General features: G+C 67.1%; 19 protein-coding genes. 5 read left to right on the top strand and 14 right to left on the bottom strand.

The genetic code is table 11. The features are described from left to right. Positions 1–12: 12 nt before the first annotated feature. The 6 genes from QNJ30_17860 to QNJ30_17885 form a co-directional block, all read right to left on the bottom strand. On the bottom strand, positions 13–789 hold the full coding sequence (locus QNJ30_17860) for an aldolase/citrate lyase family protein (protein ID MDJ0945338.1): 777 nt from the start codon (positions 787–789) through the stop codon (positions 13–15). A gap of 29 nt (positions 790–818) precedes the next feature. Continuing rightward, on the bottom strand, positions 819–2,774 hold the full coding sequence (locus QNJ30_17865; protein MDJ0945339.1) for a hypothetical protein: 1,956 nt from the start codon (positions 2,772–2,774) through the stop codon (positions 819–821). Between the two features lie 24 nt (positions 2,775–2,798). After that, positions 2,799–3,914 carry an ABC transporter ATP-binding protein gene (locus QNJ30_17870; GenBank protein ID MDJ0945340.1) on the bottom strand — a complete coding sequence of 372 codons (1,116 nt, stop codon included), beginning with the start codon at positions 3,912–3,914 and terminating at the stop codon, positions 2,799–2,801. A 3-nt stretch (positions 3,915–3,917) separates the two neighbouring features. Further along, a complete protein-coding gene (locus QNJ30_17875; protein ID MDJ0945341.1) occupies positions 3,918–4,799 on the bottom strand; it encodes a carbohydrate ABC transporter permease in 882 nt (293 codons plus the stop codon). Continuing rightward, positions 4,796–5,707 carry a sugar ABC transporter permease gene (locus tag QNJ30_17880; protein MDJ0945342.1) on the bottom strand — a complete coding sequence of 304 codons (912 nt, stop codon included), beginning with the start codon at positions 5,705–5,707 and terminating at the stop codon, positions 4,796–4,798. Before QNJ30_17880 ends, QNJ30_17875 begins: the two co-directional genes overlap by 4 nt. Before the next feature lie 313 nt (positions 5,708–6,020). Continuing rightward, a complete protein-coding gene (locus QNJ30_17885) occupies positions 6,021–7,463 on the bottom strand; it encodes a sugar ABC transporter substrate-binding protein (protein MDJ0945343.1) in 1,443 nt (480 codons plus the stop codon). A gap of 195 nt (positions 7,464–7,658) precedes the next feature. On the opposite strand from QNJ30_17885, the gene QNJ30_17890 reads away from it, so the two are divergent. Both QNJ30_17890 and QNJ30_17895 read left to right on the top strand, forming a co-directional pair. After that, positions 7,659–8,411 carry a transcriptional regulator NanR gene (locus tag QNJ30_17890; GenBank protein MDJ0945344.1) on the top strand — a complete coding sequence of 251 codons (753 nt, stop codon included), beginning with the start codon at positions 7,659–7,661 and terminating at the stop codon, positions 8,409–8,411. 293 nt (positions 8,412–8,704) lie between these two features. Then, positions 8,705–9,490, top strand: a complete 786-nt coding sequence (locus QNJ30_17895; GenBank protein ID MDJ0945345.1) for a MipA/OmpV family protein — start codon at positions 8,705–8,707, stop codon at positions 9,488–9,490. A 51-nt stretch (positions 9,491–9,541) separates the two neighbouring features. Here the strand turns inward: QNJ30_17895 and QNJ30_17900 are convergent, their stop codons facing one another. Further along, positions 9,542–9,778, bottom strand: coding sequence for a hypothetical protein (locus tag QNJ30_17900; GenBank protein MDJ0945346.1), 237 nt, complete (start codon positions 9,776–9,778; stop codon positions 9,542–9,544). 68 nt (positions 9,779–9,846) lie between these two features. Between QNJ30_17900 and QNJ30_17905 the strand changes: the two genes are divergently transcribed. Beyond that, positions 9,847–10,107 (top strand): hypothetical protein, encoded by a 261-nt coding sequence (locus QNJ30_17905; GenBank protein MDJ0945347.1) that lies wholly within the window; start codon positions 9,847–9,849, stop codon positions 10,105–10,107. A 308-nt stretch (positions 10,108–10,415) separates the two neighbouring features. Next, a complete protein-coding gene (locus QNJ30_17910; protein MDJ0945348.1) occupies positions 10,416–12,569 on the top strand; it encodes a hypothetical protein in 2,154 nt (717 codons plus the stop codon). Positions 12,570–12,660: 91 nt separating this feature from the next. On the opposite strand, the gene QNJ30_17915 is transcribed toward QNJ30_17910, so the two are convergent. The 7 genes from QNJ30_17915 to paaG all read right to left on the bottom strand — a co-directional run bounded on the left by QNJ30_17915 (position 12,661) and on the right by paaG (position 18,284). Further along, positions 12,661–12,825 carry a hypothetical protein gene (locus tag QNJ30_17915; GenBank protein ID MDJ0945349.1) on the bottom strand — a complete coding sequence of 55 codons (165 nt, stop codon included), beginning with the start codon at positions 12,823–12,825 and terminating at the stop codon, positions 12,661–12,663. A gap of 67 nt (positions 12,826–12,892) precedes the next feature. Further along, positions 12,893–13,180 carry a hypothetical protein gene (locus tag QNJ30_17920; protein ID MDJ0945350.1) on the bottom strand — a complete coding sequence of 96 codons (288 nt, stop codon included), beginning with the start codon at positions 13,178–13,180 and terminating at the stop codon, positions 12,893–12,895. 118 nt (positions 13,181–13,298) lie between these two features. Further along, the gene (locus QNJ30_17925; GenBank protein MDJ0945351.1) at positions 13,299–13,895 is read right to left on the bottom strand and encodes a TetR/AcrR family transcriptional regulator; all 597 of its coding nucleotides are present in this window, start codon (positions 13,893–13,895) and stop codon (positions 13,299–13,301) included. 227 nt (positions 13,896–14,122) lie between these two features. Beyond that, positions 14,123–15,433: a phenylacetate--CoA ligase gene (gene paaF, locus QNJ30_17930; protein ID MDJ0945352.1), complete on the bottom strand. Its 1,311-nt coding sequence runs from the start codon at positions 15,431–15,433 to the stop codon at positions 14,123–14,125. A 203-nt stretch (positions 15,434–15,636) separates the two neighbouring features. Next, positions 15,637–16,839: a 3-oxoadipyl-CoA thiolase gene (pcaF, locus tag QNJ30_17935; protein ID MDJ0945353.1), complete on the bottom strand. Its 1,203-nt coding sequence runs from the start codon at positions 16,837–16,839 to the stop codon at positions 15,637–15,639. Continuing rightward, the gene (paaI, locus tag QNJ30_17940) at positions 16,839–17,291 is read right to left on the bottom strand and encodes a hydroxyphenylacetyl-CoA thioesterase PaaI (protein ID MDJ0945354.1); all 453 of its coding nucleotides are present in this window, start codon (positions 17,289–17,291) and stop codon (positions 16,839–16,841) included. The genes pcaF and paaI overlap by 1 nt, the downstream gene beginning before the upstream one ends. A gap of 195 nt (positions 17,292–17,486) precedes the next feature. Further along, positions 17,487–18,284, bottom strand: a complete 798-nt coding sequence (paaG, locus tag QNJ30_17945; protein ID MDJ0945355.1) for a 2-(1,2-epoxy-1,2-dihydrophenyl)acetyl-CoA isomerase PaaG — start codon at positions 18,282–18,284, stop codon at positions 17,487–17,489. 205 nt (positions 18,285–18,489) lie between these two features. Between paaG and paaN the strand changes: the two genes are divergently transcribed. Continuing rightward, entirely contained in the window at positions 18,490–20,163 is a 1,674-nt protein-coding gene (gene paaN / locus QNJ30_17950) for a phenylacetic acid degradation protein PaaN (GenBank protein ID MDJ0945356.1), read from the top strand. Positions 20,164–20,172 lie beyond the last annotated feature (9 nt).

The raw sequence follows: 20,172 nt of genomic DNA on the forward strand, positions 1-20,172 counted from the left end.
GGTGTGGCTCCCTCAGGCGCAGGCCTCGCGCAGGTCCTTGAGCGCGCCGGCCAGGGCGTCGCCCAGAACCCAGGCGTCGGCCGAATAGGCGATGAAGTCGAAGCCCTGCTTGTAGAGCTCGCTGCCGCTGGCGACGTCCGGCACCAGGCGGCCGAGGGACTTGCCGGCCTTGCGGCCGGCGGCGATCACGGTCTCGATCGCGCCGGTGAAGTCCGGATGGTCGAACTGCCCGGGGATGCCCAGCGAACAGCTCAGGTCGAAGTGGCCGACCCAGAGGCAGTCGACCCCGTCGATGGCGGCGATGGCCTCGGCGTTCTCGACGCCCTCGGCGGTCTCGATCTGGGCGAAGAGGGTGGTGCGGGCGTTCTGCGCGGCCAGCTTCTCGTCGGTCGGGCCGGCGGTGTAGGCGTCCAGCGCGGCGCGCAGGATCACCCCGCGGCCGCCGCGCGGCGTGTACTTCATGCTCTGGACGATCTGCTCCGCCTCCTCGGGCGTCGAGACCATGGGCAGCATCACGCCCTCGGCGCCGGCATCGCAGGCCCGGGCGATGTCCTTGTAGTCCTTGGAGGGCACCCGGACGATGGTCGGCAGGTCGGCGGCCTGGAAGAAGCGCAGCATGCGCTTGGTGGTCTCGATGCCGAAGCCGCTGTGCTCGGTGTCGAAGATCACGAACTCGCAGCCCGCGTTCTTGCAGATGTGCCCCATGCCGGGGGTGTCGAACTCGAAGATGAAATGCCCGGCCTTGAGGGCGCGGGTTTGCGCCATGGCCTTGAGTCTCGCTTCGGTCATCCTGCCCTCCTAAGGCTGAGTGATGTGAATCATTCGGCGGCTTGAATGCGGGCCACGGCATAGGGGCCGAGGTCGAGCGACGAGCCCGAGGCCCAGTGCAGCGCCTTGTCGAAGCCCTCCGGATCGGCGGCGCAGGCCTCGAAGCTCGCCTCGTCGAGGATCGAGACCGCCGCCGCGTCGAGGTCGGCGCCCTCGATCTCGACGCGCCGGGTCTCGCCGCCCAGGTTGGCCAGCCAGAGCTGCGCCCGGCCGCCGATCTGGAAGGCCAGGGCCTGCAGGTCGCGGGGCGCCGAGACTTCGGTGGCCAGGCGCTTCGCGCCCGAGGCGGCGTAGACGCCCCGCATCACGTGGAACGCCGGGTAGAGGCCGCCGGCCTCGTCGTACCAGGGTTGCCGGTAGCCCATCTCGTGGTGGACCAGGCCGAACTCGCCGAGCGGCGCGCCGAGGATCACCTCGTCGACGCCGCCCTCGGCCATGCGTGACGCGTAGCCCAGATGCCAGGCGGCGCCGAGCAGGCCGCGCTGCCGGGGATCGGCGCGGGTCATGGTCATGCGCGCGGCCTCGGGGTTCTCCGGCGGCTCGTTGCCGAAGGGGCTGGTCCGCGAGCCGATGCCGCCCGGGCCGATGCGATAGGTCTTATCGCCGAAGAGCGCGCGGCCCGAGGCGACGACGTAGGGCAGGGCCTCCAGGGTCTCGGTCACCGAGCGGTCGTCGGCGGCGTGGACGATGGCGCAGGTGCCGTGGCAGACGAAGTCGAGCGCCGCGACGGGCGGCGGCTTGCGGTTCAGCTCGGTGAAGTAGACGAAGTTGCCGCCGCCGATCCTGGCGCCGGGGAAGGCGTGCCGCGCCGCGGCGAAGAGGTCGTCGAAGTCCTTGCTGTCCGGAAAGATACTGCCCGGCATGACGAAGCCGAGGTCGCCGGACGGGGTGACCGCGACCGAGGCCGGCTCGAGGCCCGCCGCCTCGACCCAGCCGGCCACCGCGGCCAGCTCCTCCTCGGGCGGGGCATTGCCGGGGACCACGACCTCCAGCGCGGGCTCGGCGCCCAGGCCCTCGGCCAGGGCCTTGAAGGCGCGCAGGGCTTCGTCGGTGCCGTCCTGCCGTGCATCCAGATAGAGGCTCAAGAAGGGCGGTGCCAGCGGCGTCAGACTGTCCAGCCTCTTCAAGGCTGCCGGGGCGTGCCGGGCTTCGAGCGCCATGCCGAAGCGCGGCACCCGGCCTGCGGTGCTGCCGAGCGTGACCGACACGGCGTCGCCGCCGCCGCCGCTCTTAACCGCCGGCGCCGCACCCTCGAAGGCGAGGGTGACCGACTGGGTCAGGGCCTCGCCGGCCGGCAGGGTGTAGGGGAAGGGCAGGCCGAGCGGCCGGACGTAGGTCTTGTAGGAGGCGTCGGTCCAGTTGCGCTGGTCCTCCATCTCGAAGGTGTCGCCGTTCATGGTGCAGACCACGCGCAGGCCGGGCGCGACCTGATGGGTCAGGGCGCGGATGTCCATGATCGGTTGCTTGGGATCGATCTCGGCCGGGAAGACCGTGTCGATCACCGCACCGCCGACCTCGGTCACCTCGACCGGCGCGCCGCTGACCCCGGCGACCGGATGGAGCACGACGAAGCCGGTGCGGTTGGTGAGGAAGTCGGTCTCGGGCTTGCCCTCGGCCTCGAAGCTGAGGCTGCCGTCGGCGGCGCCGGTGATCCGGGCGCGGTAGGTGAAGGCCTGTTCGCCGTCGGAGCAGGTGGCGCGGTAGGTGACGGTGAAGCTGTCGTCCGACTCCGCGACCTCGAAGTCTTCGATCCGTGGGTCGAAGGTGCCCCAGTACTGGTCGCGGACCACGTAGGAGATGGCGCGGATCGCTTCCAAGCCGCCGAAGCGGATGTAGCGCAGGTTGCCGGCGTCGAGCTCTACGGTCAGCGGGCCGGCGCTCAGCAGGCGGGTCTCGGCGGGCGGTGCCTCGGTACCGAAGAGCTTCACGGCGCGGCTCGGGGTCATGGTGGCTCCTCCCTTGCTCTGTCTTCAGGTCCCGGAGTGCGAGACGACCCGCTCGCTCTCCGGATCGATGATCACGACGCGGTTCATGTCGAAGGTCAGGTCAAGCTGCTCACCCGGGCCTTCGACGTCGTGGACCTCCAGCTCGGCGACCACCTCGACCTCGTCGAGCAGGAAGGTGCCGTAGGTCCGTGAGCCGGTCGGCTGGACCAGGTCGATGGTCGCTTGCAGCGGCGCCAGCCCAGGCCGGAGCTCGCCGTTGCGCCGTCGCGCGATGTGCTCGGGCCGGACCCCGAAGAGGACCGCCTGGCCGGCCCGCTCCGTCAGCGCGGGCCGCCGCGCGGCCGGCAGGGGCAGTACCCGGCCATCGGCGAAAAACACGGCAAGAGCCTCGCCCTCCACGTCCAGCCGGGCGGGCACGAAGTTCATCGCCGGCGAGCCCAGGAAGCCCGCGACGAAGCGGGTCGCCGGGCGCTCGAAGAGCTCCAGGGGCGTGCCCTGCTGCTCGATCAGGCCGTCCTTCAGGAGCACGATCCGGTCGGCCAGGGTCATGGCCTCGATCTGGTCGTGGGTGACGTAGACCATGGTCTTGCCGATGTCCTGGTGCAGGCGCTTGATCTCGCTGCGCATCTCGTCGCGCAGCTGGGCGTCCAGGTTGGACAGCGGCTCGTCGAAGAGGAACAGCCGGGCGTCGCGCACGATGGCCCGGCCGATCGCGACCCGCTGGCGCTGCCCGCCCGAGAGCTCCCGGGGCAGGCGTTCCAGCAGGCCCGAGATGTCGAGCAGGGCGGCGGCCTCGCGCACCCGGGTCTCGACCTCCGCGGCGGGTGCCCTGCGGGCGCGCAGGCCGAAGGCGATGTTCTCGAAGACGCTCATGTAGGGGTAAAGCGCGTAATTCTGGAACACCATGGCTACGTTGCGGTCGCGGGGGCGCATGTCGTTGACCACCTCGCCGTCGATCGCGATCTCGCCGGCGTCGGCCTCCTCCAGCCCGGCGATGCAGCGCAGCAGGGTCGACTTGCCGCAGCCCGAGGGCCCGACCAGGACCGTGAACTCGCCCTCGGGGATGTCCAGGTCGACGCCGCGCACGGCATGGACCTTGCCGTAGAACTTCTGCAGCGCGGTGATGGTGAGGCGTCCCATCCTTTAGCCCTTCACTGCGCCCATGGTGATGCCGCGCACCAGGTAGCGCTGCAGGAAGGCGACGGCGACGAAGACCGGAGCCGCGCCGAGCACGCTCATGGCCGCGATCTTGGCCCAGAAGTTGGACTGGGCGCCGAAGTAGTGGGTGACCTGAACCGGATAGGTCGTCACCTCGCTGCGGGTCATGACCAGGGCGAAGATGAAGTCGTTCCAGGCGAAGACGAAGGTGAAGACCGCCGTCGCGAAGAGCCCGGTCCTGGCCATGGGGAAGATGACCCGGACCAGCACCTGCCAGCGGGTGCAGCCGTCGACCAGGGCGCTCTCCTCCAGCTCGCGCGGAATATCCTCGATGTAGCCGCGCATCATCCAGATCACGTAGGGCAGGTTGAAGGCGGTGTAGAGCAGGATCAGGCCGTGGTAGGTGTCGACCCAGCCGAGCCAGACGTAGAGCAGGAAGAGCGGAAAGACGATGGCGATCGGCGGGATCATGCGCTGGGAGATGATCCAGACCGCCAGGTTGTCGCCGCCGGTGCGGAAGCGCGCCAGGCTGTAGGCGCAGAGCGTGCCCAGGAACATCGCGAGCGCGGTGCTGACCCCGGCGACGAAAAGGCTGTTCCAGACCGTGACCGCATCGCCGTCGCGGAACAGCACCGCGAAGTTGTCGAACTGGATGCTCGCGGGATACCAGACCGGGGGCGAGGAGAAGATCTCCTCCGGAGTCTTGAAGGAGATCATGAACAGCCAGTAGATCGGGAAGAGGAAGAGGGCGGTCAGCGCCAGCACGGCGGCGTAGCGCAGGGCGAGGCGGCCCACCTTCCTGCGGCCTAGCCGGATCCGCGGCGCCGCGACAACGACCGCGGGCTTGCGCTGCGTCGCGACGCTCATCGGGCGATCTCCATGCGCCGGAGCGCGAGGACCACGGCGAGGGTCAGCAGCAGGATCACCAGGAAGGCGATGGCGCCGGTGTAGCTGGTCTCGAACTGCCGGAAGCCCTGGACGTAGGTGTAGATCGAGATGGTCTCGGTCCGGGTGCCCGGGCCGCCCTGGGTCAGGGCCCAGATCACGTCGAAGATCCGGAAGAGGTCGAGGCCGCGGATCAGCAGCGCGATGGCCATGACCGGCCAGATCGCCGGCAGGATGATCTTGAAGAAGGTCCGGCCGAAGGAGGCGCCGTCGATCTCGGCGGCCTCCAGCAGGCTCCTGTCGACGTTGGACAGCGCCGCCAGGAGGATCAGGAACATGAAGGGGGTCCATTGCCAGATCTCGGCGATGAAGATCGCCGGGTAGACGAACTCGGCCTTGATGGTCCAGAGGATCGGCATGGGCTCGCCGGCGAGCCAGCCGAGCACCTGGTTGATCGGCCCATAGCGGTTGTCGAAGAGCAGGCGCCAGGTCGCGCCGGCGACCACCGGGGCGATCATGGTCGGCAGCACCAGGAGCGCGACGAAGACCTGTCGGCCGGGCAGGCGGTCGAGGAACAGCAGGGCCATCAGCAGGCCGAAGACCAGCTCGATCGGCAGGGCAACGGCCGTGATCAGCAGGGTGTGGCCCAGGGCCTCCCAAAGGCGCGTGTCCTTGAAGAGCGCGCTGTAATGAATCAGGCCGTGGAAGGAGGTGTCCTCCTCCAGCATGGTGATGTTCTGGAAGCTGACCGCCAGTGAGTAGATCAGCGGAAAGATGCCGATGAAGAGCAGCAGCAGTATTGCCGGCGCGACGATCAGGTACTTGAAGCGCCGGTCGGCGAAGAGGCTGACCCGTTCGCCGAGGCTTCGGTCCGACGCGGCGGTGGTCATCGAAGGGCTTTCCCGGACGGGCTTACCCTACGACGATCCAATTCAGCGCTCGGTAGGTGCTGTCCGTATTCTTCCTCCCCCTTGATGGGGGAGGACAAAGGAGGGGGTGGCGGCCGATAGGCCGCGAGACGGATGACCGGGGTCGAGCCCTTTACCGACATTACCCCCCCACCCCAACCCTCCCCCACAAGGGGGGAGGGGGCTTCGGAGCCAAGCCGCGACGAAGGGTGGGGACCTGCAAACCGAGTCATCTGAGCAAGCTCTCGCGCAGGGCGATGGAGGCGGCGCGAGTGCCGCCTCCGGCCTTCAGGCCTCACTTCGGATAGGCGTTGGGCTTGCTGGCCCAGTCGGCATAGGCCGCCTTCTGCTTTTCGACCCCGATCTTCTCGGTCAGGCTGTCCCACTGTGCCGCGGTGTCGTCGAGGATCGCCTTGGCATCCTCGCCGGCCCAGAGCCGTGTGATGGACTGGCGCAGGGCCTCCTCGTACTTGTCGATCTGCAGGATCGAGAGATCGAGAAGGCCGGTGTCGGCACCTTCGCGCAGGGTCTTGAGGTAGTCCGGCGCGTCCTGCCAGCGCGAGAGGTACTCCTTGTTCGTGAAGTGCGACTCCCGGAAAGGATCGCGCAGGGCGTAGGGCAGTTGCACCCGCTGAAGGCTGACCTCTTCGCTGTTGAGCCATTGTATGAAGAGGTAGGCGGCCTCCTTGTTCTTGCTCTTCGAGGAGACCGAGAGCGAGAAGCCGGCGGCGAGCTGCGGCGTGCCGCCGGGCGGCAGCGCATAGCCGACCTTGTCGGCGATTTTCGACTTGGGCACCCAGGACAGGGCCTCCTCCTCGACGCCGTAACCGGCGGCCCAGCGGCCGAAGGGCGGCCAGGAGATGGTCATGGCAATGTCGCCGGCCAGAAAGGAGCTCAGCGCCTCGCCGAAGCCCCAGGACTCGACACCCGGCGGCATGAATTTGTTGTCGTTGCGCATGCCTTCGTAGACCTTGACTCCGATCTCGTTGTTGATCTGGGCTTTCATGGTCTCGGGATCGAAGAAGCGGCCGCCCTCGACCCGGTAGCGCTCCTCGAAGAGCCAGATGCCGTAGGCGGGACCCCGGAACTGGCCGGCGCCGTAGATCTCGGGCGCGTACTTGTCGGTGATGAACTGGCCGATGTCGGCGTATTGCTGCCAGGTCGCCGGTGCGGCCAGGTCGTAGCCGTACTTCGCCTTGAAGGCGGCCTGGTTCTCGGCGTCCTCGAAGAGGTCCTTGCGGTAGTAGAGGACGAAGAGGTCGCCGTCGTCCGGGAAGCCGTAGATCTTGCCGTCGACGGTCATCTGGTTGTCGCGGTAGGTCGGCGCGATCTTCTGCAGCTCCTCGCGGAAGCCGTACTTGTCGACATAGGGGTCGAGCTCCTCCAGCGCACCCGCCTTGACCAGGTCGGGCATCCAGCTCGGGATCACGTTGAGCGCGTCGTAGGCGCCGGTGCCGGCCCGGTGCTCCTGCAGGATCTTGGTGAACATCTCGGCGGTCGGCACCTCGATCACCTTGACCTTGATGCCGGTCAGCTCCTCCCACCTCGGGCCGGAGAAGTTCAGCGGGTCCAGCGACTGCAGGCCGGCTTCCCAAACGATGGAGATCTCGCCTCCGGAATACTGCTTGGCGGCCTCGACTGCGCGCTCGGCGGCGGATTGCGCCCAAGCCGAACTGCCGGCGGAAAAGATGATCGCCGCCGCGGCGGCGAGCGACAGCAGCGCCCTCGTCCCTGTCATGGCTTCCTCCCTGTTGCGCGGCCCGGTTTTCCGGGCTTTCAGGCGGCCCGCCTGACCCCGGACAGCAAGCCGCCCGGCGCGAGCCGATCATTTTGCTTTGACCAACGTGCGAGTCATCATCACGTTGACTCATCATACCAACAGGGTCAATCGGCCGACGGTGGCCGGCGAGGTGAGGGCCAAAGGAAGAAGGTCGTGAAGAAGGCAGTGGACATCGCGACGACGGATTTCGCGCCGATCCCGCGCCGCAAGCTCTACCAGGAGGTCGTCGATCGCCTGGTGGCGCAGATCTCCGGCGGCGCCTTCGCGCCCGGCGATCAGCTGCCCTCGGAGCGCGAGCTGATGAAGCTTTTCGGCGTCGGCCGGCCGGCGATCCGCGAGGCGCTGCAGACCCTGGACCGCATGGGCATCATCACGGTCTCCCACGGCGAGCGGGCCCGGGTCACGGCGCCCGACGCCGGAGCGGTCATTGAACAGATCGCGGCGACCGCGCGGCACATGCTGCTGACCTCGCCCCAGACCCTGGACCACCTCAAGGAAGCCCGGCTGTTCTTCGAGGTCGGCATGGTGCGCATTGCGGCCGTCAAGGCCGAAGAGGCCGACCTCGCGCGCCTGCGCCGTCGCCTCGAGGACCACCGGCAGGCCCTTCGGGACCTGGACCGCTTTCTCGAGATGGACAAGCGTTTCCACCGCGAGATCGCCGCGATCAGCGGCAACCCGATCTACGCCGCGGTCAGCCAAGCGGTCTTCGAATGGCTGGAGGAGTTCTACGTCGAACTCGTGCGCCTGCCGGGCGCCGAGCAGATCACCCTGACCGAGCACCAGGCGATCTTCGATGCCATTGCCGCCCACGATCCCGACGCGGCGGCCGAGGCCATGACCCGGCACCTGACCCGCGCCAACGAGCTCTACCGCCAGTTCGAGTGCAGTCTCGCCAGGAAACCGTAAGGCGACGCCGACCCCGACCCCTCACTACGGATACGAACCTGCTCTGACGTCGGGCGGGGCAGGATTCAGCGTTCCAAGACCCCTGGCCAAGCGGAAAGGTTGCGCCTCGCCGCATGGTGAAGTGTTTCTCTTGGCCTCGCTGTTCCATCCCTATATCGTCCATACCTAAAATAAGGGATGGGAACGCTCCGGACAGAAAGGCTGCGCTTAGTTTATGGGGGGAGTCTATGCTCCGGAGACGTCCGATCGCGATTGCCGTTGCGCTCCTGGCCTTGGTAATTGGCGCAGAGGCGATGGCACAAACACCGGGCGGCGGCGACGGCAGTGTCGCGCGGGATGCCGCGGTATCAAATGCCTGGGGCTGGACGCTCGGGCTCGGGGCGGGCATCGCGCCGGACTACGAAGGTTCCGAAGACTACGATTTCGTCCCTATCCCGCTCGCCAGGGCGCAGAAGGGCTATCGCTTCGGCCAGTTGCTCGGCCTCAAGGTCGAGTCCAACCTCGTCAACCACCCGAACTGGCGGGTCGGGCCGAGCCTGAACTACCGCCAGGGCTACAACGACGTCAGCAATAAGCGGGTCGACAACCTCACGGACCGCGGGAGCTCTTTCGAGGTCGGCCTGAAGGGTGGCTTCGTCTTCGAGCTTGCGCAGCTCTTCCTGCCGGACCCGACCATCGACCTCTCCCTCGAGTTCCTGCACGACGTTTCGAGCGGCCACGAAGGCTGGGTGCTGACGCCGAGCGTCACCTACGGGGCACCGCTGTCCGAAAGCTGGAATCTCTCGCTCGGGGGCGAGGCAACCTACGCCTCCGGCAACTACATGAGCCACTACTTCAGCGTCAACGCCTCGGAAGCCGCGGGCAGCGGACTGGACAACGAGGACGCGGACGCCGACTTCAAGGACGTCGCCTTCAATGTCGGGCTCAACTACGAGATAACCGAGCGCTGGGGCCTCAACATCCTCGGTCAGTACAAGCGCATGCTCGGCGATGCCTCCGACAGTCCGGTGGTCGACGACGAAGGCGAGGACAACCAGTTTTTCGGCGGCGTCATCGTGTCATTCAGCTGGGGTGGTTAGTGACGACGGCCAGACGCCGAGCGCCCTCGGGCCTTCGGACGCCGGGAGTCCTCAGGATCCCCGGTCGTCGCTCACGACGCAGTCGTAGATATAGAGCGTGACCGCCCGCTGCTTCATGGCCGAGTAGGTGTTCAACTGGGCGCGCCGGCCATAGGTGGCGCAATGCCGCCGAGCGTAGCTCTCAGCGCCGCGCAGGCTGCCGGCCCGCAAGGTCACGGATTTGCGGCCGCCGGCGACGACCTTGGGTTCTTCGAAGGGCTCGATGAAGCCGCATCCGACGAGGAGCACCGCGGCCGCGAGAAGGAGAAGGCCCGCGGGTAAGACTGCAGCGACCCTCAAGGCCATCGCCTTGGCAGATGAGCCCGACGCACCACTGTCAACTCTCCAAGAATCGATCCCGGACCAAAGTCTCGTCGGAAAGAGACGATTTGACAATTGTACAGCTGTCGATCGCCGGCGCCGAACCGTTCCGCCTGCCGTCGGGCCTTCGCGACCCTTTGGCCCGCTCCTGTTTTTTGCGCCATGGAAGGGAAATGGCCATGCTCTGCGGTCTCTCGCTGGCGGCCTGGATCGACGGCTTAACGTCGCGCGAGCCGGACGGCGACCTGCCGGCTTGATCAGCTTTGGATGCCCTCGGAAGACTGCTGCATTCTTAGGTATAATGATATACGCTATTGTTCGTAGGCTTGCCCTCCTCCGCTGAGCTTGGCGTTGGTGTCAAGCAGGCACCGGCCGAGTGTTCAGACTGGGCGCCTTCAGAAAATGCGGACATAGACAGGCAGTCGGCTCCGGTTCGATGAGACGGCGCGCGATGCCGACCTCGCTCAAACATTGTCGACCTGTGCCGATCGATTTGCTCGGCCGATGAACCCGTGGGCCAGATTGCCGCAACGGGAGAGGAACTATGATTGCTCTAAGGTCTTGCTTGCGAAGCTTTGCAGCAGCGTATGCCGCAGCTTTGATTTCAATTGTCCCGGCAGCGAATGCGTTGGCTGATGTTATCATTGAAAACGGGCTGATTTTTCGGGAGTTTCGTGTCAATCCCCCCTTGAACTTCACTCAAGGACCCGACCTGCTGGTTCTCAGGGCCGATGTCAGGGACAGTGATACGGGCCAACGGCCCGCCGGGGCTATCGCAAGTGTGAGGAACCTCGAAACGGGGGAGAGCTTCACCATGCTCAGAGGCGGGTCGGTGAGGTTCTTCCGGCTCGTCCCCTACAAGACTGATAGGGCGGAAGGCACTTGGGTCGTCGAGGTGAGCAGCGACGTCGGCTCGGCGGCGGCCTTGCTGCCTCGATTTGGGATCGGACCGGGAACCGGGAGCATTCCAGGTGTGAGCGGCCTGACGGCAACATCAGGCTCGCAGCCGACCTTGACCTGGACGCTTCCCGCAGATCTTCCCCTGCTCAATGACGGCAACATCGATCGGATCCGCCTGCGCCTCAATGACTCCAATTCGGTGCGGATCCTTGACGAGGCCGTCGATGACTCGTCACTCACGACCACTTCGGCAACAGTGGCGCCGGGTGTGATCACGCACAACGGAGCCTTCGTTAGCGAGGTGTTGATTGAAGGTTTCGCGCCCTACGACCGTTCAATCGCTTACGAGACATTCGTGGTCGAGGAAGACTTGACCGGTGGCGTCGGTGTCGATGGTAACGCCTTCTTGCTTCAGGACAACCGAGAGGAAAACAGTGTTCGGTTTCAGGCCGGCCAACGTCTCAGTGTGTCGGCGAACCTCTTTCCTTCCGACAACACCTTTGCCTACGCGGAAAACGACGGAGTCATCATTCCATTGTCTCAAGTCCGTGAAGCCGATCGGAGTTTTGAGTTTGCAGCCAGCGTCGCCGTGCAGCCCAGCCTGACCGATCCCTGGTCTGTCGTTCTTTGGAATGGGGGTGAGCGGAGGTCTTTGAGCAGCAACAACGTCGGGATTCTCGACTTTCTTCCCTTTGTCCGTGAAGTTCGGATGATCCCCGACTTTCTCACGCCCACCTTCGAGTGGGAGCTCCCGACAGGCAATACAGTGCCCTTCGACGCCGTGCAGATCGGTCTTTTCGACGACGTGACCGACGAGCGTCTCAGCGTTTTTGGCTCCAACCAGGACGAGCTTTTTGCGACGCTGCCCGCGGGCACCATCAGCTACAAGTTTGATCCAGGGCAACTTGAGGAAGGCCGGAAGTACGCTGTGAGGGTGCTCTTGACCGACTTCGACTCATCTGGATTCACCGTCAACCGCTCGCTCTCCTTCTTCAACTTCACGCCGGTTTTGGAGGCGTCGAACGAGCCGCTCTACCTGCCGAACGAAGACGAGAGCGGCAGGTTCTCCTTCGACTTCGATGTGACGGCGACGGACTCCTTCACCACGGCGGTGCCCGCCAATACGAAACCGCCGATTGCGGTGGGCTACGAGTACGCCGTCGGCGAGGGCGATCCGAATTTCGCCTCGGTCACGCTGCCCCCGGAGGGCGGGGAAAGCTACGACGTCGTTCCCTTCGACGACGCCGGGAATTCGCTTCCCACCGAGCCGCTCGCGGCGAATGAGCGTTTGGACTTCACGATGGAAGTTGACCCCGCCGGTGTCGAGCGCTTTGTCGTCCTGGGCGTCGATGAGCCGGATGGGCAAGGCCAGGGAGACGCGACTCTGTTCGAAACGACCCTGAGCTTCACCCAGGACGGCCAATTCACGGGGACCATCATTCCGATAACGGTGTCTGCTACGACGACGGTCCAGCTGGTCGAAGCCCTGCAGAACGATCTGGACGCCTTGGTGGACGGCGGCGAACTCGACGAGGAGGAGGGCAAGAAACTAACGCGCATCCTGGATCTATTCCTGGTCGCCTTTGCCCGGGACCGGATCGAAAAGGGCTGTCGGCTGCTCGACCGCTTTGTCGGTCGCGTCGAGGACCTTGTTGAGGACGGCGAGCTGAGCCCGGAGGATGGAAACCCGGTTCCGCTGGTCCAGCAGGCAGAGGCGGTCCGGAGCAGCCTCGGTCCGGGCGCTTGCGATGCCGGACCTGGGGGCGAGGATGATGACGATGACGATGACGATGACGGCGACGGCGATGACGACGATTGAGGCTTGAAACGCGTCTCGTCTCGTTCGCCGACCGTTGTCCGGGGTCCAAGGCCGCCTTCCGGGCTGATGTCGGACGCGGCCCGTCACCGCCTCATACCAGGCCCTTGACCCCGTCGATGAAGTGGCGGGCGCCGAGGTCGGCGTCTACGACTTCATGGCCATCCCGGAAGGCTTGGAGATCCTGCGCGGCCTCGACCCTTGCCCCGTCGACGCCCGCGGCCGGCAACTCCGGCTCCGACCGCATCGCGACGGCCATTCCATCCCCGCCGAATGGGTCGCCACGGGCCATGACTGGATGCTGAGCTTCCCGGAGCGAGTCCGGGTCAATCGGAGCTCTCTTCGGCTGCGGCCGCTTCGCCCTGTTTCTCCGCCGCCTTGGCCTTCTCTCCGCAGTCGGCCGAGCGCGTCTTGTCAGCGCGCAGTTCCAGCGGCACCTTGCAGTCGTTCACCCGCTGCGGGTCAAAGGCCTTGCCCGCTTGGCGCTCCTTGGCTGTCTTGGGCGGAGGCGCGGAAGCGCCGGCCTCCTCTGCAACCACTGGTTCTTCAGGAGGACCAGCCAATATGAGCGCCGCGAGGAGAAGGCTTCCATAGGTCCCGAGCCGTCGCTTCATAGTGTCCACCGCCGATGCCGGCGACTTCACCCCTTCACAAGTGCGGCGCCAGTTGTCATGTGCTTACGATCTCAGACCAGCCATCTTAAGTCTGTTTGGCGATCCGCAATAGCTTGCCCTATGCCAATCCCTTCACCCCGTTGATGAAGAGGCGGGTGGCGAGGTCGGCGTAGTCTTCGAGGCCGAGCGGGCCGTCCTTGCGGAACCAGGTGAAGTGCCAGTTGAGCATGCCGAGCAGGGACATGGTCACCGGCTTGATCAGGCTTGGTTCCTTGCCGAGTGCGGGATTGAGGGCAGCCACCGCGGCGGCGAAGACCGCGACGATCTCGCGCTCCAGGGCACGGATCCGACCCTGCTGCGCGGGCGCCAGGACGCCGAGCTCGCTGAGCAGGACCTTGTGCTTGGCGTCGGAGTCCCGATAGGCCTCGAGCAGGGCGAAGACCAGGGCGCGGAGGCGGGCCTCGGGGTCCGGGCCGGGCCGGTCGGCGGCCTGCACGGCGTCGCGCAGCATGCGGATGTGGTCGTGCAGGATGTCGAAGAGGATCGCCTCCTTGCTCTCGTAGTAGTGATAGATCCAGGCCTTGGAGGCGTTGCACTCGCGCGACAGGGTCGAGATCGAGGTCCGGGCGAAGCCGTGGCGGGCGAAGAGCCCGGCGGCCCGGTCCAGGATTTCCTGCCGGCGCTCGTCGTAGGCTTCGGAGCGGACCCGCGCCATGGGCTAGCGTGCCTCAGCGGCAGTGGAGTGCCGAAGGTGGCGAGGGCGGTGTTCCCCCCTCACCCGGCGAGGGCTTCGCCCCTGCCACCCTCTCCCTCCAGGGGAGAGGGTGTTAGGCGCGGAGCCGCGTCGACGCCAACCCTCTCCCGGGGGAGAGGGTGGCCGCGTAGCGGCCGGGTGAGGGGGGAACACCGGCGTAGTGTCATAAAGTTGAGCTTCTCGTGTCACTACGACTGGCCCCTCAGGTCGATGACGCGGCGGGCCTTGCCGACGGAGCGTTCGACCTGGCCCGGGTCGGTGACCTTGATCCGGGCGGTCACGCCGACCAGGCTTTTGATGTGCTGGGCCAGCTCCTTGGCCTGGGCGTCGCGGCCGTCGCCTTCGGGCAGGTCGGCGCGGGCCTCGACCAGGATAATCATCTCGTCCATGCGGCCCTCGCGGCGCAGCTCGATCTGGTAGTGCGGAGCCAGGCCCTCGCACTTCAGGATCATCTCCTCGATCTGGGTCGGGAAGACGTTGACCCCGCGCACGATCATCATGTCGTCGCTGCGGCCGGTGACCTTCTCCATGCGCCGCAGGCTCCGCGCCGTGCCAGGCAGGAGGCGGGTCAGGTCGCGGGTCCGGTAGCGGACCACCGGCATGGCCTCCTTGGTCAGCGATGTAAAGACCAGCTCGCCGATCTCGCCGTCGGGCAGGACCTCGCCGGTCACCGGATCGATGATCTCGGGATAGAAGTGATCCTCCCAGACGTGCAGGCCGTCCTTGGTCTCGACGCATTCGTTGGCGACTCCGGGGCCCATGACCTCCGAGAGGCCGTAGATGTCGACCGCGTGCATGTCGAAGGTCTGCTCGATCTCGCGGCGCATCGACTCGGTCCAGGGCTCGGCACCGAAGATCCCGACCTTGAGGGAGGAGGCGCGGGGGTCGAAGCCCTGGTTCCGGAACTCGTCCAGGATCGAGAGCATGTAGGAGGGGGTCACCATGATGACCTCGGGCGCGAAGTCCCGGATCAGCTGGACCTGGCGCTCGGTCATGCCGCCGGAAACCGGGATCACGGTGCAGCCCAGTTTCTCGGCGCCGTAGTGGGCGCCGAGACCGCCGGTGAAGAGGCCGTAGCCGTAGGCGACGTGGACCTTGTCGCCGCGCCGGCCGCCCGAGGCGCGGATCGAGCGCGCCACCACCTGGGCCCAGACCTCGACGTCGTTCCGAGTGTAGCCGACCACCGTCGGCTTGCCCGTGGTGCCGGAGGAGGCGTGGATGCGCACCACCTGCTCGCGCGGGACCGCGAACATGCCGAAGGGATAGTTGACGCGCAAGTCGTCCTTGGTGGTAAAGGGGAAGGCCGCCAAGTCTTCGAGCGATTTCAGATCGTCCGGGTGTACCCCCTTGACGTCGAACGCTTTCTTGTAGTGCGGCACGTGGTCGTAGGCGCGCCTCAGGCTGGCCTGCATGCGCTCCAGCTGCAGCGCGGCGATCTCGTCCCGCGAGGCCTTCTCGATGTGCTCCAGGTCCGCCCGTTGCGGCGTCAGATCCTCCATGGCGCTCTCCCTCGTAATCCGTCCCAGTTGGATGGCTCCTTTTCAGCCTTCATGTCCCGCAGGTGGCCTTCGCAACCCTGTCATCACCGGACTTGATCCGGTGATCCATGGCGCAGGCGTCTCGATGGATACCCGGGTCAAGCCCGGGGATGACAGCGAGACGGTGGTTGACGTCAGTGCGACGACGGATGGCTCGCATTGCCTCACGCCCGCTCCAGCAGGAGCGCGATGCCCTGGCCGACGCCAATGCACATGGTGCAAAGGGCGTGCCGGGCATCGCGTTCCCTGAGCTCGAGGGCCGCGGTCAGGGCCAGGCGGGCGCCGCTCATGCCCAGTGGGTGGCCGAGGGCGATGGCGCCGCCGTTGGGGTTCACGTGCTCGGCGTCGTCGGGCAGGCCGAGCTGACGCAGCACGCCGAGGGCCTGGGCGGCGAAGGCCTCGTTGAGTTCGATGACCTCTATCTCCTGGAGCTTGACCCCCACCCGCTCCAGCAGCTTTTTGGTCGCGGGCGCCGGGCCCATGCCCATGATCCGCGGCGGCACGCCGGCGGTGGCCATGGCGGTCACCTTGGCGATGGGCTCGAGGCCGTGTTTCTCGGCCGCCTCGGGCGAGGCGATCAGCAGCGCGGCGGCGCCGTCGTTGACCCCCGAGGCGTTGCCCGCGGTGACGCAGCCGCCCTCGCGGAAGGGCGCCTTGAGGGCCGCCAGCTTCTCCAGGCTGGTCGCCCGTGGATGCTCGTCGCGCTCGACCAGGATCGGATCGCCGCGGCGCTGCGGGATCGAGACGGGCACGATCTCCTGGGCCAGGCGGCCGTTCTCCTGGGCCGCCGCAGCGCGCGCCTGGGAGCGCAGGGCGAAGGCGTCCTGGTCCTCGCGGCCGATCTGGAACTCCTCGGCGACGTTCTCGGCGGTCTCGGGCATGGAATCGATGCCGTACCGGGCCTTGATCGCCTTGTTGACGAAGCGCCAGCCGATGGTGGTGTCGAAGATCTCGGCCTTGCGGGAGAAGGGCTGGTCGGCCTTGCCCATGACGAAGGGCGCGCGGCTCATGGACTCGACGCCGCCGGCCACTATCACCTCGGCCTCGCCGCACTTGATCGCCCGGGCCGCGCTGCCGACCGCATCGAGGCCGGAGCCGCAGAGCCGGTTGAAGGTCGCCCCCGCCACGCTGTCGGGCAGGCCGGCCAGGAGTCCCGCCATGCGCGCGACGTTGCGGTTGTCCTCGCCGGCCTGATTGGCGCAGCCGAGCAGGACGTCGTCGACCGCCTCGCCGGCAACCTGAGGGACCTTCTCCATAAGCGACTTGATGGCGTGGCCGGCCAGGTCGTCCGGCCGCACCGCGGAGAGGGCGCCGCCGTAGCGGCCGATCGGCGTGCGCACGCCGGCGCAGATGTAGGCCTCGCGCATCAGGTCGTTTCCTCCTCTGCCAGCTCCGGGACCAGGTGGCCCTTGATGGTCCGCGAATGGCCGCGGAACTCGGCGATCGGCACGCCGTCCTGGTTGTCGACGCGGATGTCGTAGATGCCGCTGCGGCCGTTGAGACTGCGCTCCTCGGCGCGGGCGGTCAGGCGGTCGCCCAGCCTCGCGGGCGCCAGGAAGGTGACGCTGCAGTGCTGGGCCACGGTCACCCTGTTGTAGGCGTTGCAGGCGAAGGCGAAAGCGGAATCGGCCAGGGTGAAGATCAGTCCGCCATGGCAAATCTCGTGGCCGTTGATCATGCTGTCGGTGACGGTCATCGACAGGGTCGCGGTCCCGGGCCCGACCGCGTCGAGGCTCATGCCCAGCGCCTGGGAGGCCCGGTCGTCGCGCCACATGGCCTCGGCGCAGCGCCGGGCGAGCTCCTCGGGGGGGACGGTCATGAGGGTTCCTGCCGAGTTCGCTGACCCTCGACATCCACTCCTCTGTCATCCCCGGGGCGCGTACGCGCGGCGCTTCGCGCGACCCGGGGATCCATCGAGCTAGCGGCACCATGGATGCCCGGATCAAGTCCGGGCATTACAGCGAAGTAAGGGACAGACGAGCGTGGGAAACCGGACATCCGCATTGTATGCCCCCTATCGTCCCTGGAACACCGGGGCGCGCTTCTCCATGAAGGCGGCGACGCCCTCGCGGTAGTCGGCGCTGCGGCCGGCCTCGCGCTGCAGGTCGCGCTCGAGGTCGAGCTGGGCATCGAGATCGTTGTCGAGGGAGGCCTGGATCGCCTGCTTGATCTTGGCCAGGCCGGCGGTCGGCTGGGTCGCCAGGTGGCGGGCCAGCTTCTGCGCCTCGTCCATCAGGGCCTCGTCGTCGACGGCGCGCCAGACCAGGCCCCAGGCTGCGGCCTGCTCGGCGGTCAGCGTCTCGCCGAGCAGCGCCAGGCCCTTGGCCCGGGCCTCGCCGACCAAGCGCGGGAGGCTGTAGGTGCCGCCGCTGTCCGGGACCAGGCCGAGGCGGCAGAAGGCCTGGACGAACTTCGCCGACCTGGCCGCCAGGACGATGTCGCAGGCCAGGGCGATATTGGCGCCGGCGCCGGCGGCGACCCCGTTGACCGCGCAGATCACCGGCAAGGGCAAGTCCCTGAGCTTGCGAATCAAGGGGTTGTAGAAGGTCTCTAAGGTGTGGCCGAGGTCCAGCTCGACGTCGCCGGTGACGTTGCGGTCGCCCAGGTCCTGACCGGCGCAAAAGCCGCGGCCGGCGCCGGTCAGAAGCAGGGCGCGGACGCTTTCCTCGGCCTCGGCCCGTTCAAGCGCGGCACGCAGGGCCAGGTGCATATCCTCGTTGAAGGCATTGAGCTTGTCCGGGCGGTTGAGGGTGATGACGGCAACGCCGTCGCCGATCTCGCTGAGGATGCTTTCGCTGGTCTCGTCCGTCATGGGCAGGTCCCTTCGCGCGCCTCACCTCGCTCGCGTCACGCTTTCTCGGTCTTGCCAGGGCGATTGCGTGACAAAGATCTTGAAATGACCGACCGGTCGGTTAATTATTCTCGGGCAGCGGGAAGCTGTCAATCGGCCAAATACACTTCCCTGCCGCGGCCCTCGCGGGTTTCCTTGGGCGCGCGATGCTCATAAAGGAAGACTGATGACCGCATTCTACGATACGCACCGCGAGCTTCTGGAACAGGCGCTCGAAGCCATTGCAACGCGCGGCTACTGGAGCGCCTATCCCGAATCGCCCAGCAAGCGCGTCTATGGCGAGACCGCGCCGCAGGACGGGGAGGCCGCCTTCAAGGCCCTTCTGGAAAAGCCCTTCGAGCTGGATCAGCCGGGCGCGGCGGCACGGGTCGGCGCCGAGCGCTCGCCCTACGGTTTCGACCTCGGCATCACCTATCCCAAGGCGTCGGTCGAAGAACTCATCTCCGCGTCGCGGGCGGCGGCGCCGGGCTGGGGCGCGGCGACGCCCGAAGACCGCGCCGGGGTCTGCCTCGAGATCCTGCAGCGGGTGAACCGGCGCAGCTTCGAGATGGCCCATGCGGTGATGCATACCACCGGGCAGTCCTTCGTCATGGCCTTCCAGGCCGGCGGTCCGCATGCCCAGGATCGCGGGCTCGAGGCGGTGGCCTACGCCTACCAGGAGATGGCGCGGGTGCCGCGGGCCGTGCTCTGGGAGAAGCCCCAGGGCAAGCACGACCCGCTGCGCCTGGACAAGAGCTACCGGATCCTGCCGCGCGGCATCGGTCTGGTGATCGGCTGCTCGACCTTCCCGACCTGGAACGGCTACCCCGGGCTCTTCGCCAGCCTGGCGACCGGCAACACGGTCATCGTCAAGCCGCACCCCGGCGCCATTCTGCCCCTGGCCATAACCGTGAAGATCGCCCGCGAAGTGCTTGAAGAGGCTGGCTTCGATCCCGACGCCGTCCTTCTGGCCGCGGACAGCGCCGAGGCGCCGGTGACCAAGGACCTGGTGACCCATTCGGCGGTCGCGATCGTCGACTTCACCGGCAGCCCGGCCTTCGGCGACTGGGTCAAGGCCAACGCCGCCGGCGCCCAGGTCTATGCCGAGCAGGCCGGGGTCAACTCGGTGGTCATCGATTCCACCGACAACTTCAAGGGCCTCTGCCAGAACCTGGCCTTCTCGCTCAGCCTCTATTCCGGCCAGATGTGCACGGCTCCGCAGAACCTCTACGTGCCCGAAGGCGGGATCGAGACCGAGGACGGCCACAAGTCCTTCGACGAGGTCGCCCAGGGCCTGGCTACCGCGGTCGACAAGCTGCTGGGCGACCCGGAGCGGGCGGCCGGCGTGCTGGGCGCGGTCCAGAACCCGGCGACCCTGGAGCGGGTGCAGAAGCTCGCGGCCGAGGCCGGAGCGGCGCTGCTCCGGGCACCGCAGGCGAGCGAAGTCCCCGGCTTCGCCGAGGCGCGGACCCAGAGCCCGGCCCTAATCAAGGCCGAGGCGGGGCGGGGCGGCGCCTTCACCCAGGAGTGCTTCGGCCCGGTCGCCTTCGTCATCGCCACAAAGGATACGAATCAGTCCATCGCCGAAGCTGCGGGCCTGGCGGCGGAGAAGGGGGCCATCACTGCCGCGGCCTATTCGGCCGACGACGCCGTCCTCGACAAGGCCGCGGAGGCCTTCGGCAACGCCGGGGTGTCGCTGTCCTGCAACCTGACCGGCGGCATCTTCGTCAACCAGTCGGCGGCCTTCAGCGACTACCACGTCAGCGGCGCCAACCCGGCGGGCAACGCCTGCCTGACCGACGCTGCCTTCGTCGCCAACCGCTTCCGGGTGGTGGCGCAGCGCCGGCCCCACGCCGCCTGACCGGGACGC

The sequence above is a fragment of the Kiloniellales bacterium genome, from assembly GCA_030066685.1.
Classification (GTDB): Bacteria; Pseudomonadota; Alphaproteobacteria; order Kiloniellales; family JAKSBE01; genus JAKSBE01.